Origin of the sequence: Niabella soli DSM 19437 (assembly GCF_000243115.2) — a bacterium.
GTDB lineage: Bacteria > Bacteroidota > Bacteroidia > Chitinophagales > Chitinophagaceae > Niabella > Niabella soli.
This window is the reverse complement of sequence record NZ_CP007035.1, coordinates 1,024,831-1,039,724: the sequence shown is the minus strand read 5'-3', so window position 1 is coordinate 1,039,724 and position 14,894 is coordinate 1,024,831. Positions and strand designations below refer to the sequence as shown.

Below are 14,894 nucleotides of genomic sequence, written 5' to 3'. Positions count from 1 at the left end.
TGTTAGTTTTAATCTACGATAAATGGATAGTTCTGATCCACATATACATCTTTTAATACCTCATCATCGTTCGGGATGGGGCTTTCTTCAGCAAATTTTACTGAGGCCGCAACCACTTCCTCGCAACGAGTATCGATTTCTTTCACCTGGGCTTCAGTAAGAATTTTGTTGTCCAGGATATATTTTTTTAATTGATTGATAGGATCTTTCGCCTTATACTCATCTACTTCTTCCTTGGTTCTATATTTCTGCGGATCACTGATAGAGTGTCCTTTATAGCGGTAAGTTTTAATTTCTAATAAGGTAGGACCGCCTTTTTCGCGTGCTCTTTTTACCGCTTTGGCCACGGCGTCATGAACGATTTCCGGATTCATTCCGTCTACCATTTCCGAGGGCATATCATAAGCGGAGCCTAATTTATAAATGTCATGGATATTGGAGGTTCTTTCTACCGAAGTACCCATGGCATAGTTGTTATTCTCGCAGATATAAATTACCGGTAGCTTCCACAGCATGGCCAGGTTGAAGGATTCATGTAAAATCCCCTGACGGGCGGCACCATCTCCAAAGAAACAAAGCACCACGTTATCGGTTCCCTTGTACTGCTCGGCAAAAGCCAGGCCTGTTCCGGTTCCGATCTGCGCTCCTACAATACCATGACCGCCAAAAAAATGCTGCTCTTTTCCGAAAAAGTGCATGCTTCCTCCTTTTCCTTTCGCACAGCCGGTGGCTTTACCGTACAATTCCGCCATACAACTGTCTACAGAAACACCTTTTGAAATCGCCAGACCGTGGTCACGATAAGCAGTGATAAAAATATCTTCGGGTTTAGTAGCAGTCATACATCCTGCTGCGATGGCTTCCTGGCCTACATAGGCGTGGAAAAAACCGCGGATCTTCCCTTCCATTTTATACTTTTCCTCGGCTGTAAGCTCAAAAGTGCGAATCAGCTCCATCAGCTCATACCAATACAGGTAGGTTTCTTTTGAAAATTTTGTTGCCACGCGTCTAAAATTTTGAGTAGCAAATGTAAGGGAAATTTTCGGATTTCCGGGGTATGGAATCAGGTCAAACGCATCAAAATTAAAAGAAGTGCCAATAGAGAGGCGTTGCCTCGAAAAGATAGTTAAAAAATGGGTTTAAAGCCATTTGGAGAGTAGCCAAAGACGGTAGAGAACCGTGCCGATGGCACTTCGTTCAGCGTTTGGTTCACGAAGCCGCGCTAAAGCACGGCTTTACGAAAACAAATCGAGCCAACGGCTCTAAAAAATTTATATGCGTTTGCCCTGTGGGTATGGAATCAGCAGTGCGAACGCATAAATGTAAAAGCTGGCGCAAATGCGCGCCTGTCCCATTCGTGCAGGCACGAATTACAAACATCTTTTGTGCTGATGATCCCATCTGCTTTCTCCATATTCCGGCAGGAAAACGGGCAAATCAGAAATGAGAAATCAGTAATTACCACTAGTTTTGATCAACAGATGTTGCAATTGCATTCCATATCGCTTTTACAGTTTAAAAATTACACCAACCGGAGTTTCGACTTCCCGAAGAAGGTGGTGGCTATCTGTGGCAATAACGGGATGGGAAAAACCAATATACTGGACGCCATCCATTATTTGTGTTTTACCAAAAGTTATTTCAGTAATACCGATACCATCAATGTACAGCAGGGCGCCCGGGGCTTCCGTATTGAGGGGCAGTTTACCCTGAGTGGCCAGGAAGAAAAAGCCGTTTGCATTTTAAGGGAAACGGGTAAGAAAGAATTTTTAATTGATGAAACGCCTTATGATAAATTTTCCCAACATATTGGCCGCTATCCCTGTGTGGTAATTGCGCCGGATGACGCGGTTTTAATAACCGGCGGCAGCGAAGAACGGAGAGGCTTTATGGACGCCCTGCTCTCCCAGCTTGACCCGGAATATTTGAAACAACTGATCAGCTATAATAAAATTATCCAACAGCGGAATAGCTTTTTAAAAACGGCTGCTGAAACCGGAACTCTTGACGAAGCGCTTTTAACGGTATTGGATGACCAGCTTACGCCTCCCGGCACTTTTATTTTTTCAAAACGCCGCGACGCGCTAATGAGCTTTCTTCCAAAAGTAAAGCGCCTGTATACCGAAATTGCTCAACAGGAAGAATATCTTTCCCTGTTGTACGAAAGCCGGTTGCTGGAAACGGAATTTGGGGAGCTGTTGCAGGCATCCCGGCAGAAAGATGGCATACTGGGCCGCACCACGGTTGGCATACACCGGGATGATATCAATATTCAATTAGGCGTGCAACCCTTTAAAAATATAGCTTCACAGGGGCAGCGCAAGAGCCTGTTATTTGCTTTAAAAATAACCGAGCTAGAACTACTGGCATCCGAGAAAAAATTTTCGCCCATTCTTTTACTGGATGATGTTTTTGAAAAGCTGGATGAAGAGCGGATCAGTAATCTATTGGCAAAGGTCTGCGTTGAAAACGATGGCCAGGTTTTTATAACCGACACCAATAAGGAGCGCATTACCCGGCACATGCAGGCGCTGGGCATCGATTTCCATTTGATCGAATTGTAATTTTTTTTGGACAAGCCACCGTTTCATTTTATTTTAGGTACGTCAATTTAAAACAAATGAACAATCCGATTGTGGCTAAACCGGGCCGGTTCCTGGCCCTTGATATTTTCCGGGGAATGACCATCTGCTTTATGATCATTGTAAATACGGGCGGCCCCAACCCCTTCCCTGAATTAAGGCACGCACAATGGAACGGGTTTACTTTAACCGACCTGGTATTTCCCTCTTTTTTATTCGCGGTGGGTAATGCCATAGCTTTTTCAAAATCAAAATGGGATCAGCAATCCAATAAAGAAGTACTTACTAAAATAATTAAAAGGACCTGTCTGCTGTTTTTGATCGGCTACCTGATGTACTGGCTGCCTTTTGTAAAAATAGATGCGCAAAACAATATACGCCCCTTCCCCATCGGTGAAACCCGGATCTTTGGCGTATTACAACGCATTGCGCTTTGTTATGGGATTGGCGCACTGATCATTCGTTTCGCATCCGCGAGAACGATCATCATTACGAGTATTTGCCTGTTGCTGGGCTATTGGTTTATTATGATGGCTTTTGGCGACTACACCGTAAATGGCGCTGCCGAAACCAAACTGGATATACTATTATTTACCAGGGATCACTTATATATAAAAGATCCTGCGCGCGCTTTTGATCCGGAGGGATTTTTAAGCACCTTCCCTGCCATTGTAAATGTATTGATTGGGTACCTGGCGGGGATTCATATTCGCAAGAATCCGAAAAGCTATGAGATGCTGGCCCGGTTAGCAGTCGCCGGATTTTTATTAGTGGCGCTGGGTTATTTGTGGAACCTCGCTTTCCCGGTTAATAAAAAACTATGGACCAGCAGTTTTGTTTGTCTGACCACGGGACTCGATTGCCTGATTATTGCCACTATCCTGTATTTCATCGATTTTAAAGAAAAACGGACAGGCGTTTTCTTTTTCGAGGTATTCGGGAAAAATGCGCTATTCATTTACCTGTTCAGCGAAGTGGTACCGATATTGCTGTCTGCCTGGCATGTCCCGGACAAGCGCACTTTTTTTAAAGTACTGTACGACGGAAGCTTCGGCCAGTTAGGAACGGGACATATTCCCTCTTTATTGTGGTCCGTAAGTTTTATGTTGATATGCTGGCTGGTGGGGTATTTTCTTTATAGGAGGAAGGTATTTATTAGATTGTAGAGGGCTTTCTTTTGAAAGCATCTTATTCTACAATCTTCTTAAGCAGATATGGGAGCTATTCTGATTTGCCCGCCTACGGCTTTCAAAATTTTCATTATTGTTGAAAACTGAGGCCTGGCACCTTCAGATAAGGCTTTGTATAAGCTTGGCCGGCTAAGCCCTGTTTCTTCAGCAATTTTAGTCATTCCTATCGCTTTTGCGATATGCCCGATTCCTGCAATTATTTCAGACTCGTTTCCTTCTTCTAAAAGTACATTAAGATATTCAGCAATCGTCTCATTGCTATCTAAATAATCTGCAATATCAAATTTTGAGGTTTCCATTTTTTATTTCTTCAATTTTTCCCAAATTTCTTTTGCTTTTTCAATGTCTTTCTGCTGGCTCGATTTGTCTCCTCCGATGAGCAAAATGATAATTTTCCCATTTGTTTCTTTGAAATAGATTCTATAACCTTTCGAATAGTTAATTTTCAATTCATTAATTCCATTTCCAACAGATTTACAATCGCCAAAATGTTCTTCATTTTCCAATTTTTGAATTCTAAACAAAATTTTTGCTTTTGCACGTAAGTCCCTCAATTTCCTCAGCCATTTGTCAAATTCTATGGTTTTTTCAATAAAGTACATTTTAGAATATGTATTCACTTGGATACAAAGTTAATAAAAATACTGTTAATCAAGATTTTCTTTTCCAGGCATTATCCCACTTTATTATAGTCGATGAGTTTTATGCTGATATGCTGGCTGGTAGGGTACTTTCTTTATAAACGGAAATATTTAGTACAGTTGTAGGATCGGCCCACAGATATTGCAAACAATAACTTCGCAAAATTGGGAGACCGTCCCCCGGCCATATTGCCAAATCAAATGTCGGTTGAAGTTATTTGTCATTCTTTATTTTGTCGCCCTTGATCGGTGAGTAACCCTGCTTTTGAAGTCCATTTACAATAATGGCGTCAAAAAAACATCTTACACCTGTCGCAATATTCATGTCTTCGACATTTTGAATGTGAAAATGCAAATGCGGCTCTGATGAGTTTCCTGAATTGCCGCAAAGCCCTAAAAGTTGTCCCTGTTTTACTTTTTGTCCTTCTGCAACTTTTATAGAATGTTGTTTGAAATGAGCAAAGAACAAATACTCATTGTTGCTTGTCTTTATGACTACTGTATTTCCAGGAACATAAATGGGGTTTAATACACCTGGCTTGTTATCCTTAACGCCATCAACTACTAAAACGACTTCACCGTCACAGGGTGCATCAAGTTCTTTGTTAAAAGCAAAGTAATCTTCATTCGTTTTTCCATCCGTTTTAAAAGATTTTCCTTTGTCATCGGTAATTACAATATCAAGGGCATTTTTCTGTGCTTCACTTTCAACATGATAATTCAATTCTTTTGTATCGCCGCCCCAAACTACGGTCCATTCACCTTTAAACGGCAGCTGCAATTTTGATTTGTTTCTTTCCATTTTTGGCAGACTTTCGTCAGTAAATGGCTTGACCAATAACCCATTAATTTTTGAATTCCCGTCAATAGATATATTGAGCGAAAACAAAGCCTTTTCAAAACTTGTTTTGTAAGAGGCATAGGTCTCCTGGTACTTTGCGAATTGTCGCCCGGTAATCTTTCCTGCCTGAGCATTAAGTCCTGTAAAAAAAGCAGTTGTCTTGTCAGGCGGAAGCGCTCTTTGCATGTCGTCTGAAAACATAGCAAAGATGCTGTCAAACTGTGCGGCATTATAAAATTTTTCCACTTTGTCGGCAACTGCTTTATAGTTTGCTTTTTCTGTTTGTCCGGAAAGATTGGTCATTATCGAAAAGAGAACAATGGTGAAGAATAGTTTATGCATAGCAGGGCGCCCGTATAATTTCTACTGGCTCTCAAATATACGTAACTTGCACATTTTATCCTTTTGCCGCAATGCAAATACCAGTAACCTGTCCGGAAAAATTGATCGCCAAGCCTTTTATTTTCCCTGGGCAATACTACTTTTTGCTTTTTCCAGAATCACATCCATCCCATTTAGTCTTTCAGTAAGTGTTGGTGTATAGGTTAAGTTTGGAGTGTAAAAAGTCTTTTTATCTTTTTTAAACCCGGGTAATATAAAATTAGATGTGCCATAATAAAATTGCAGACTGGAATTTTTCAAAAAGACCGTATTTACTTCGCCGGTTATGAACAAAGGCTCAGAACTTATTTCTCCAATAGTGTGTCCCATATTATAATATTGAAATCCCACCTGCATCATGTGCGCACTCGAATAGGTTAAAACGTCATTTAAAAGAATAGTTTTTCCTTTAAAGCAATTTGAATGCGCTGTTGGGGTGTGAAGACTTGCATGATTATTTTCTTTAGATACGCCGTTTTCAATATATACTTCTCCCTGTCCCAGCGTGTAAGGTTTAAAATAAATATAATCTAAAACATCCCTTGCCAGAATGGTACTGCCTCCCATATTGCCCCGTATGTCAATGATAAGATTACCTACTCCTTTTGATTGAAAAAAAGTAAAAGCGCTGTCAATCCTATTATCAAAATTCTTTCTGTCGTCTTGCTTATTCCATGCCAGCGAAGGAATTTTTAAATAGCCAATTGTGTCCTCTAAAATTTTAAATGAAAGCTCATTATTCTCTAATAACTCTTTTAAAAGAGCTTCTCTTACTCCCTGTACTTTAAAATGCCCGCCGTTCGCAAGTTCAATATCAAACCAGCTATTTAAATTGAATAATGCTGCCAGCCTTTTATAGAAGACACCCTCATTCCATTTTTCAAAAAACAGCTCTTCGCCCGGTGATTTGAAATTGCAGGAACGCATTTTAGCAATAATTTCCTTTACAGGAATAGAATTTATTGCAATGATCTCGTCTCTTTTCCGAATGCTGTTCGTGCTTAAGTTTTCTTTTACAAATAGTTTATTTCCCTGAATAATTACTTTAAACGGAAAATATCGCATCGTGTCAGAAAAAAAATCATTTGGCAAGTGGATCGAAAAATGAGCGTCATTCAAAATTTGGATCAATGGGTAAAAGATTCTGTACACATCTTGTACGCCGGCAGAACCGGGAATGGCCGAAGCAATGCCTTTTTTAACTGAATCATATACAGCCCTGGAGCAGTTGTAAAATGGAACAGGCACATTCGTTTCAATAATCTTCGTTAATTGTGCAAAGTCACTTTCAATTTCTCCTCTGGATAAATATCTGTTGTTAGCAGCATTTTTTGGGGGCTGTCCACAAGCTGCAAAATTTATCGTAAAAAATAACCCCAGAAAAAGGATCGCGTAGTTAGAATTATTCATTTTGGTATATAATGTTTTGCTCACCTCTCAAATTTACACAACTTACTCATCCGGCTCTGTTATTGAACACAAACATCAGCTCCTAAAAAACCGCAGAAAGGTCGGAAATCTCTCCACGTTCCTTTCTTCGGTATCGGCTTAAACAGCAATTTAGTCCTACCTTTGTCAAAACAACTACCCGTGGCGGAATATTCATTAGGCGAAGCATTAAATGAGTTTTTAAACAAAAGCCGGATGAAGGGCGATATCCAGGCCCTGCGTATCGATGCGGTGTGGGAAAACATTATGGGCAAAACCGTTGCCCGTTATACCGATAAATTACAGATCATCGGCGACAAACTGATCATTGCCACCACCGTTGCTCCCTTAAAAAATGAACTGATCTACCAGCGGGAAAAGATCATTCAGCGGGTGAACGAAGCCCTCGGACAAAAAGTGATTAAAGAGATAATTGTAAAATAGTAGTACTTAGTATTTAGTAATCAGTATTCAGCTTCTGGCATTAAGCATTCGGCGTTTAGCATTAAGCATTTCGCACTCTCGGATCAAACACTCCGTACAAAATATCCGCAACAATATTCATCAGCACAAAAAAAGCAGCGGAAATTAATACAGCGCCCATCACTACCGGGTAGTCCAGTTTTTCCAGTGCATCCACGGTAACCTTGCCGATCCCCTGCCAGCCAAAAATATATTCCACAAAAAAAGCACCGGCCAGTAATTCGGCAAACCACCCTGTTACAGCCGTTATTACAGGGTTTAATGCATTCTTTAGCGCATGTTTCCAGATAACGGTTCGTTTCTTCAGCCCTTTTGCATAGGCCGTGCGTATATAATCCTGGTCCAGCACATCCAGCATCGCGCTGCGCGTTAACTGGGTAATGATCGCCAACGGGCGCACTCCCAGGGTAATGGCAGGTAAGATCAGGTTTTTTAGGGTGAGCCGACGCTGACCCGTCAGGGCGTCTATTTCAAACCAGTTGCCGGTTATATGCAAACCAGTATAGTGGGTTAGCACAAATCCGAATATATAAGCAATAATAATTCCCGTAAAAAAAGAAGGTGCTGAAATGCCGATGATACTTGAAAAAATAGCCGTCGTATCCAGCCAGGAATTTTGTTTTACCGCCGATACCACACCCAACGGAATACCAATAGCAATCGCCAGCGCCATGGCTGCAATGGCCAGCAACATGGTTCCGGGCAATGCCTCCATGAGCATGCTGCTGACAGATCTTTTTGTTTGGTAGGAACGGCGCAGGTAGGGAAGTTTGATGGCAAACTTAGTGTCGCCGCCAATAAAAATGCCTTTCAGTTGTTTGCTTTTGATATCGGCCGCGCTATGGATCGCAATAGGCGACACATCATTAAGATATAAAACAAACTGTTTCCATTTGGGCTGATCCAGGTACAACTCCCTCCTGATATTTTCCTGTGTTTTTTTATCGCCTGTTTGTCCCATTACCAGGCGGGACGGATCCCCAAAACCCTGGAAGAGGAAGAACACCAGCAATACCACACCGGCCATTACCAGTATGCTATACCCTATTTTTTTTAATACATACTGTATCAATGATAGCTATTTTTTTAACAGGGAATCAATGACTGTTGTATCCTTTGGCGTCGTTGCAGCAACTGCAGGCAATTGCTTTACGGTGCTGAGCGCCGCATCAAAATTTTTATAACTCCACTTGCCTATAACAGTGCCTTTTTTAAACAGGTATACCGTAGGATTGGTACGGGCCGCCATGCGGATCATCACCCGGTCGCCGGCCAATACTTCCAGATCTTTAAAACCCGTAGTAGCTATTTCCTGTTTTACCAACGGCGCCAGGCTGCTGATGATATATACCGGAATATTTTTTCCGGTGGCAGACTGGTAAATCCCCTCAAATCCTTTTTCCCACTTATTCAGCGCTATTGACCGATCCTCGTGAAACAAGAGCACCGCATAGCCCACATCCAGGATATCCTGTGTAATGGTTGTACCGGCGCTATTCTGAAAATCAAAACCCCGGATCTCAGGAATGGCGTTGGTTCCTTTTCGTATCACTTTATCATACCGGTCAATAAATTTATACGTACTGTCATTAAAATCATCAGGAAAATGATCTGCATTGAATTCCATTTTCTTGCCGGCTTTCTCATAAACAAAAGTGATCTCCGTACTGTCGGGGATTGCATTGGCGGGCACTTTCAGCTTATCGGGAATATAACTGCCCACTTTAAATGGCAGACAATCCAATACAGGTAAATAATGCAGCGTGTACCATTGGATGCCCAATGAGAGCACGGCCGATATCAATAATAAAAGACGCGTCGTTCGCGTTGCAAATACTGGCTGGATATGCTTCCGGTTAAAAAACAACAACAGGATCAGGACCAATAACGCAACGTCTTTAAGGAAGGATGCTTTGGAACTGATGGGAATACAATCGCCAAAACAACCACAGTTGCTGAACTTGCCCGACAAATAAGCATACCCGGTCAAAAAAGTAAAAAACACGATCAACAATAGCAACAACCAACTGATCAGCTTTTTTTGCCATCCCAGTAAAAGAGCCACGCCGGCAATAATTTCAAAAGCGATCATTGCAATCGATAAGGTCAGCGCAATACCGTCCAGGGCGCTCATTTTCCAAAGGTCAAAAAACTCCTGCATTTTATAACTAAGGCCAATGGGGTCATTCGCCTTAATCAACCCTGAAAAAATAAAGAGTACGCCCACCAGGAAGCGACAAATATTTATTAAAAATTTCATGTCTGTTCTATTTTGCCATTGACTGTTCTCCCTGAAGGATCAGCGCAAAAACAGCGTAATTGAGAATATCATTATAATTGGCGTCGATGCCTTCACTGATCAGCGTTTGCTGGTCATTGCTCAGTATCTGCCGGATACGCCTTAGTTTCACCAGGATCAGGTCAACAAAGCTCTCCTGGCTCATACTACGCCAGGCTTCACCATAATCGTGGTTTTTATCCTGCATCAGGCTGCGCGCTTTCTCTGCATAAGTATCGTACAAAATGGTAACTTCATCTTCCGAAAGATCGTCAGCCCCATCTTCAGGCAACTCCAGTTGTATCAGTCCGATCACCGCATAATTGATGATGCCCTTAAATTCGCCGGCGATATCATCTTCTACTTTTTGTTGTTTCAGTTGCTGTATCGTGCGGATGCGTTGCGCCTTAATATAAAGCTGGTCCACAACGGAAATCGTACGCAATACCCGCCAGGAGGTACCATAGTCCTTGTTCTTCTTTAAAAAAACCTCTTTACAGGTCACAATTACCGCATCGTATTGCTGAATGGTTCTGTTCATATATTTTACAACTTCTTATCTTCGCTCCCAAAAATAACAAACAAATGCTGATGTACACCCTTAATTGTCGCGGAAAGTTATTATCGCTTCAAAAGCCGGTGGTGATGGGCATTTTAAACATTACAGAAGATTCCTTTTACGCGGGTAGCCGGCACCAAATAAATAATACCTTATTGCATACAGCGGAGGCTATGCTGCGCTCCGGAGCGGCGATACTGGATGTAGGCGGACAAAGCACCCGCCCGGGAAGCAAAAAGCTGACTGCAGCCGAAGAAGCTGCGGCGGTTATTCCGGCCATTACTGCCATCTGCCAGGCCTTCCCTGATGCCGTTATTTCTGTAGATACTTTTTATGCCTCCGTTGCCAAAGAAGCAGTTGCTGCCGGAGCTGCAATGGTTAATGATATTAGTGCCGGCACGCTCGATGCAACTATGTTTGCTACGGTTGCTGCATTACAGGTGCCTTATGTATTGATGCATATGCAGGGAAATCCGCAAACCATGCAACAAGAGCCCGAATATAAAGATGTGGTAACCGAGGTATTGGATTTTCTGTTAAAAAAAATCGCTTTATTACAACAAGCAGGCGTAAACGATATTCTTGTTGATCCAGGGTTTGGCTTTGGCAAAACAACGGTCCATAATTTTACATTGTTAAAAAACCTCCACGTCTTTTCTTTGCTCCGGCGCCCGGTTCTGCTGGGTGTGAGCCGCAAAGGATCTATTTACAGAACCCTGGGCATTACCGCCGAAGAAGCGCTTAACGGTACTACGGTGCTGCACACGATGGGGGTACTTAATGGCGCAAACCTTTTGCGGGTACACGATGTAAGGGAGGCCGTGGAAGTAATAAAATTATGCGAACATTATTGAAAGATGCTCCCTTAGGGCCTCGTATTTACCCGGTGCTCTCCCTTTATAATCTGTGTAAATCTGCGGAATCTGTGAGAGTAGAATGAGTTATAAATAAATGAAGAGCATTTATTTTATGGCTCACAGAAGATCGACGTCTGCTAAACAAACGCCCCGGCGGTATTCAGGTTTTGCTCCAGTTGGGCTAATGGCATCGCGCCACTTTGTCTCCATAAAACCTTACCATTTTTAAACAGTATAAAGGTGGGCACACTTTGCACCTGATACGCGGCTGCCGCCTGCGGGCTTTGGTCGATATCTACCTTAATAACGGAAAGCGTTTCGCCTACTTTTGTTTTCAACTCATGCAATACAGGGGCCATCATTTTACAAGGGCCGCACCAGGTTGCTGTAAAATCTACCAGCACCGGTTTATCTCCGTTTATCAATGATTGAAAGGTCGCTGCCATTTTAAATGCTTTTATTGTAGTAAATATAACCAACAATCGGGGGCATACAAAACGATTATTGTTAAATATAAAAATGGCCGTCTTATTCAGACAGCCATTTATTATTTTATTCAAAGATGATAAATTATTTGCCACTTTTTGCAGCATCCGCTACTTTTTGAATTTCAACTTCAAAATACAACGGCTCGAAAGCTTTGAAAGGAGCATTGGACGGAACATCGTGCGTATAGGCAAGAAAGCCCGGGATATAAATAACCCCTTTTCCCCCTTGTTTAAACTGCTTCAATCCCTCTTCGAGCCCGGGGATGTCGCCGCCGTCAGTGCTGATCTCTGCCGTAATGATATTGCTATCAAAAGGCCGGTCTCCGTTTAAAGTTCTGCCGGTATATTTAACGGTTACTTCTTTTCCTGTAGCTACCTGTGCACCGCTTCCCGGGTTATCCATTTTTACAAATACTCCCATTGGAGTCCTCGTGGCGGAGATGCTTTTCTTCTTCAGATAATCTGCTACTACGGCAATTTGCTTTTGTTTTTCTCCCGACTTCTCAAACGCAGCGGAGTTTGACTCCTGTTGCTCAATCTGCCTTTCTCCTTCCGCCCCTAATTCGTTTTGAAACGCCTGCCGGGCTGCCTTTTCATCTTTTATAACGTCCAGCACTTTAAAAGTATAAACCAACTCATCCGATTTTTTTACAAAAGGAGGCAATTGCGCTTCCTGGAGCTGGCCTCTTTTTAAAAGCGAGTCTACCGAAAGGATAACCACGGCACTGTCTCCTTTTTTCAAAAGGGCGTAGATGGCATCAGGAGCGTAAATTGCCGGCATGGAAGGCAATGCCTGAACCTGTGTAAAAAAAGGCATCCCGCCATAAGTACTGTGCAGCAATGAATCGCCGGATCCGGAAACACGAATCGTTTGATTCATTTTGAGCACTTCACCAATCTTTGTTGAGTCTTTGCTTCCGCCGTCAAAAAGCCGGTATTGAACACCCGCGGGCGTTGTTTTAAAGCCTGCATTCTTACAGGAAGCAAAAATGATTGCTACAAACAGAAAGAAACCGATTCCTTTTATACTTTTCATTTTTGCTTCCATTACTTATTATTTCTTTGTTTTTTTCGCTTCGTTTTGTGCCGGGTTGGGTGCCGCAACAACGGGAGGACGCTGCTGTGGCATCGTATCGGTAACATTTGTTACTTCCACTTCGAAATAAAGCGGTTCATATTCTTTAAACGGAGATCCGGGAGGAGGATTTTTACCATATCCCAGGAAGCCCGGAATATAAATAACCCCTTTGCCGCCTTTCTTAAATTGTTTTAATCCATCTTCAAAACCAGGTATGCTACCTCCCTGGCCAATGGGCACAGTAAAGCTGCTTGCCTGGAAAGAACTGTCGGTTAACAGATGCTTACCATTATAAGTAACGGTAGCAAATTTGCCGTCTGTCACCGGTGCGCCGTCTCCGGGCTTATCCACTTTTACAAAAGTGCCCATCGGGGTTTTAATAGCAGTAATATTTTTGCTTTTCAGGTAATCCTGCACCTGGCTGATCTGTTTTTCTTTAGCTCCGGATTTTTCAAAAGCTATAGAATCTGCACGGTTCTTTTCAATTTCTCTTTTCTGGTAAGCTTCCCCTTCTTTCTGCTGGTCAAGACGTGCAAGGCTGTCGTTCTTAAATATATCTGCCAGTTTAAAGGTCATAAAATAACGGTCGCCTTTTTTAATAAACGGAGGCAATTGCGCTTCCTGGAAGATGCCTTTTTTTATCAGTGAATCAACGTATACAAATAAAATAAGGCTGTCTCCTTTGTGCATTTTAGCTACCAGCTCCATCGGGTTATAATCGCCCTGGCCCGGCATTACAGCCTGAAACGGCATATACTGAGGCATGGTGGAATAATTGTCCATCAGCAAAGTATCTTTCGAACCGGATATTTTTTGCGTAACATATAACTTCATTATATCGCCCTGTTTTAAAGAGTCTTTCCCCTCTCCCCTAACAAGTTTATACATCAGTCCGCCCGGCGACTTCTGATAGTCTGCATTTTTGCAAGCTGTAAAAGCCGTAACAGCAAGTATGATCAGGCTCAACGTTTTTAATTGTTTCATTGTTTGTGTTTGTTGTTATTTTTTTATTGTAATAAATCTTTGTTCTCTTTTAATGCGTTTCTAAATTTTTCGACGGTTTCCTGCAATGAATCTTTTGTACCTCCCCCCGACGCGTTGAAATGCCCGCCGCCATTAAAATATTTCCGGGCAAAACTGTTGCAGTCAAAAGTATCCTTACTTCTGAAACTCCACTTGCGTTCTTCCTCCCGGTCAATTACGATAGCAGCTAATTTGATCCCCTGTACGGAAAGTGGAAAATTAACAAGACCTTCCGTATCGCCGGTCTTTATTTCATATTTTAACAAATCATATTTAGGTATAACAATCAGCGCCGTGTTATACTCATAAAAAAATTCCAGCCGGTGGCTAAACATATTCCCCATAAAACGCAGCCGGTTTTCAAGGAAATTATCATACAACTGACTGAATATCTTCGGATGATTAATTCCCTTTTCCATCAGATTGGCCACCATCCGGTGCACCCCCGGCGTTGTGGCCTCAAAACGGAATGAACCCGTATCGGCAACCACGCCTGCATATAAACAGGAGCTGATATCTGTATCCAGTAGCTCCATATGCCCGGCGGCAACAATAAAATCGTAAATCATTTCGCAGGTAGAGCTTTTCTTTACATTACTGATCCCAAAATCGAAAGAATGTACATCGGGCTCCTGGTGGTGGTCAATCAAAACCTTTTTACAGGTAGCATTATAAAGATCCTGCGCGAAATTCTTGGTGCGGTGAAAAATATTGAAATCCAGGCAAAAAAGATAACCTGCAGTTGCTAAAGCTGCCTGGGCTTTTTCTTTTTCTTTATCATAATTGAGCACTGTTGCCACACCCGGCATCCAGTTCAGCCAGTTGGCCCAGTTAGTTGGCGACACCACGGTTACCGTATGCCCCAGCTTTTCCAGGTAGCCTTTTAACGCCAGCGATGAACCCATCGCATCGGCATCCGGCTTCTGGTGCATGGTAATAACCACTGCTGCCGGCCGTTCTAATAATGGAAATATATCTGCTATTGATTTCAATGAGGCGCAAAAATAGGTAAATCTGTGATTTGAACTAGTCGATTTTTCCTAAATTTGCACCCCAAATTAAATT

General features: G+C 42.3%; 16 protein-coding genes. 4 read left to right on the top strand and 12 right to left on the bottom strand.

The window, feature by feature from the left end; translation table 11 throughout:
• Positions 1–8: 8 nt before the first annotated feature.
• Positions 9–1,004, bottom strand: a complete 996-nt coding sequence (gene pdhA / locus NIASO_RS04355) for a pyruvate dehydrogenase (acetyl-transferring) E1 component subunit alpha (RefSeq protein ID WP_008583181.1) — start codon at positions 1,002–1,004, stop codon at positions 9–11.
• Between the two features lie 387 nt (positions 1,005–1,391).
• On the opposite strand from pdhA, the gene recF reads away from it, so the two are divergent.
• Both recF and NIASO_RS04345 read left to right on the top strand, forming a co-directional pair.
• Positions 1,392–2,564 (top strand): DNA replication/repair protein RecF, encoded by a 1,173-nt coding sequence (gene recF, locus NIASO_RS04350; RefSeq protein ID WP_008583183.1) that lies wholly within the window; start codon positions 1,392–1,394, stop codon positions 2,562–2,564.
• A gap of 56 nt (positions 2,565–2,620) precedes the next feature.
• A complete protein-coding gene (locus NIASO_RS04345; RefSeq protein ID WP_008583184.1) occupies positions 2,621–3,748 on the top strand; it encodes an acyltransferase family protein in 1,128 nt (375 codons plus the stop codon).
• 38 nt (positions 3,749–3,786) lie between these two features.
• Here NIASO_RS04345 and NIASO_RS04340 read toward each other — a convergent pair whose 3' ends face one another.
• The 4 genes from NIASO_RS04340 to NIASO_RS04325 form a co-directional block, all read right to left on the bottom strand.
• Complete coding sequence (locus NIASO_RS04340; protein ID WP_008583186.1) at positions 3,787–4,071, bottom strand: addiction module antidote protein; 285 nt, start codon at positions 4,069–4,071, stop codon at positions 3,787–3,789.
• A 3-nt stretch (positions 4,072–4,074) separates the two neighbouring features.
• The gene (locus tag NIASO_RS04335) at positions 4,075–4,374 is read right to left on the bottom strand and encodes a type II toxin-antitoxin system RelE/ParE family toxin (RefSeq protein ID WP_025298701.1); all 300 of its coding nucleotides are present in this window, start codon (positions 4,372–4,374) and stop codon (positions 4,075–4,077) included.
• A gap of 253 nt (positions 4,375–4,627) precedes the next feature.
• Positions 4,628–5,596: a DUF3887 domain-containing protein gene (locus tag NIASO_RS04330; RefSeq protein ID WP_008583189.1), complete on the bottom strand. Its 969-nt coding sequence runs from the start codon at positions 5,594–5,596 to the stop codon at positions 4,628–4,630.
• Positions 5,597–5,713: 117 nt separating this feature from the next.
• On the bottom strand, positions 5,714–7,069 hold the full coding sequence (locus tag NIASO_RS04325; protein WP_044046275.1) for a S41 family peptidase: 1,356 nt from the start codon (positions 7,067–7,069) through the stop codon (positions 5,714–5,716).
• A gap of 138 nt (positions 7,070–7,207) precedes the next feature.
• Between NIASO_RS04325 and NIASO_RS04320 the strand changes: the two genes are divergently transcribed.
• Positions 7,208–7,507 (top strand): DUF721 domain-containing protein, encoded by a 300-nt coding sequence (locus NIASO_RS04320; protein WP_245605222.1) that lies wholly within the window; start codon positions 7,208–7,210, stop codon positions 7,505–7,507.
• Positions 7,508–7,568: 61 nt separating this feature from the next.
• Here NIASO_RS04320 and NIASO_RS04315 read toward each other — a convergent pair whose 3' ends face one another.
• From NIASO_RS04315 to NIASO_RS04305, 3 genes are read right to left on the bottom strand one after another with little or no spacing between them, the layout of a single operon-like run.
• Positions 7,569–8,618, bottom strand: a complete 1,050-nt coding sequence (locus NIASO_RS04315; protein WP_008583195.1) for an ABC transporter permease — start codon at positions 8,616–8,618, stop codon at positions 7,569–7,571.
• A 6-nt stretch (positions 8,619–8,624) separates the two neighbouring features.
• The gene (locus NIASO_RS04310) at positions 8,625–9,806 is read right to left on the bottom strand and encodes a BT_3928 family protein (protein ID WP_008583196.1); all 1,182 of its coding nucleotides are present in this window, start codon (positions 9,804–9,806) and stop codon (positions 8,625–8,627) included.
• Between the two features lie 7 nt (positions 9,807–9,813).
• Complete coding sequence (locus tag NIASO_RS04305) at positions 9,814–10,365, bottom strand: DUF1599 domain-containing protein (protein WP_008583198.1); 552 nt, start codon at positions 10,363–10,365, stop codon at positions 9,814–9,816.
• 50 nt (positions 10,366–10,415) lie between these two features.
• Between NIASO_RS04305 and folP the strand changes: the two genes are divergently transcribed.
• Positions 10,416–11,237, top strand: coding sequence for a dihydropteroate synthase (folP, locus tag NIASO_RS04300; RefSeq protein WP_025298700.1), 822 nt, complete (start codon positions 10,416–10,418; stop codon positions 11,235–11,237).
• 140 nt (positions 11,238–11,377) lie between these two features.
• Here the strand turns inward: folP and trxA are convergent, their stop codons facing one another.
• The 4 genes from trxA to NIASO_RS04280 form a co-directional block, all read right to left on the bottom strand.
• A complete protein-coding gene (gene trxA, locus NIASO_RS04295) occupies positions 11,378–11,686 on the bottom strand; it encodes a thioredoxin (RefSeq protein ID WP_008583202.1) in 309 nt (102 codons plus the stop codon).
• Positions 11,687–11,810: 124 nt separating this feature from the next.
• Positions 11,811–12,776 (bottom strand): FKBP-type peptidyl-prolyl cis-trans isomerase, encoded by a 966-nt coding sequence (locus NIASO_RS04290; protein WP_245605221.1) that lies wholly within the window; start codon positions 12,774–12,776, stop codon positions 11,811–11,813.
• 6 nt (positions 12,777–12,782) lie between these two features.
• The gene (locus NIASO_RS04285) at positions 12,783–13,790 is read right to left on the bottom strand and encodes an FKBP-type peptidyl-prolyl cis-trans isomerase (protein ID WP_008583206.1); all 1,008 of its coding nucleotides are present in this window, start codon (positions 13,788–13,790) and stop codon (positions 12,783–12,785) included.
• A 23-nt stretch (positions 13,791–13,813) separates the two neighbouring features.
• Positions 13,814–14,821, bottom strand: a complete 1,008-nt coding sequence (locus tag NIASO_RS04280; protein ID WP_025298699.1) for a DHH family phosphoesterase — start codon at positions 14,819–14,821, stop codon at positions 13,814–13,816.
• Positions 14,822–14,894 lie beyond the last annotated feature (73 nt).

Excerpts from the sequence above, each read along its gene's own strand:
- recF (WP_008583183.1), top strand. The coding sequence starts at position 1,392 with ATGATCCCATCTGCTTTCTCCATATTCCGGCAGGAAAACGGGCAAATC.
- NIASO_RS04345 (WP_008583184.1), top strand. The coding sequence starts at position 2,621 with ATGAACAATCCGATTGTGGCTAAACCGGGCCGGTTCCTGGCCCTTGAT.
- NIASO_RS04340 (WP_008583186.1), bottom strand. The coding sequence starts at position 4,071 with ATGGAAACCTCAAAATTTGATATTGCAGATTATTTAGATAGCAATGAG.
- NIASO_RS04335 (WP_025298701.1), bottom strand. The coding sequence starts at position 4,374 with ATGTACTTTATTGAAAAAACCATAGAATTTGACAAATGGCTGAGGAAA.
- NIASO_RS04330 (WP_008583189.1), bottom strand. The coding sequence starts at position 5,596 with ATGCATAAACTATTCTTCACCATTGTTCTCTTTTCGATAATGACCAAT.
- NIASO_RS04310 (WP_008583196.1), bottom strand. The coding sequence starts at position 9,806 with ATGAAATTTTTAATAAATATTTGTCGCTTCCTGGTGGGCGTACTCTTT.
- NIASO_RS04305 (WP_008583198.1), bottom strand. The coding sequence starts at position 10,365 with ATGAACAGAACCATTCAGCAATACGATGCGGTAATTGTGACCTGTAAA.
- folP (WP_025298700.1), top strand. The coding sequence starts at position 10,416 with ATGTACACCCTTAATTGTCGCGGAAAGTTATTATCGCTTCAAAAGCCG.
- trxA (WP_008583202.1), bottom strand. The coding sequence starts at position 11,686 with ATGGCAGCGACCTTTCAATCATTGATAAACGGAGATAAACCGGTGCTG.
- NIASO_RS04290 (WP_245605221.1), bottom strand. The coding sequence starts at position 12,776 with ATGGAAGCAAAAATGAAAAGTATAAAAGGAATCGGTTTCTTTCTGTTT.
- NIASO_RS04285 (WP_008583206.1), bottom strand. The coding sequence starts at position 13,790 with ATGAAACAATTAAAAACGTTGAGCCTGATCATACTTGCTGTTACGGCT.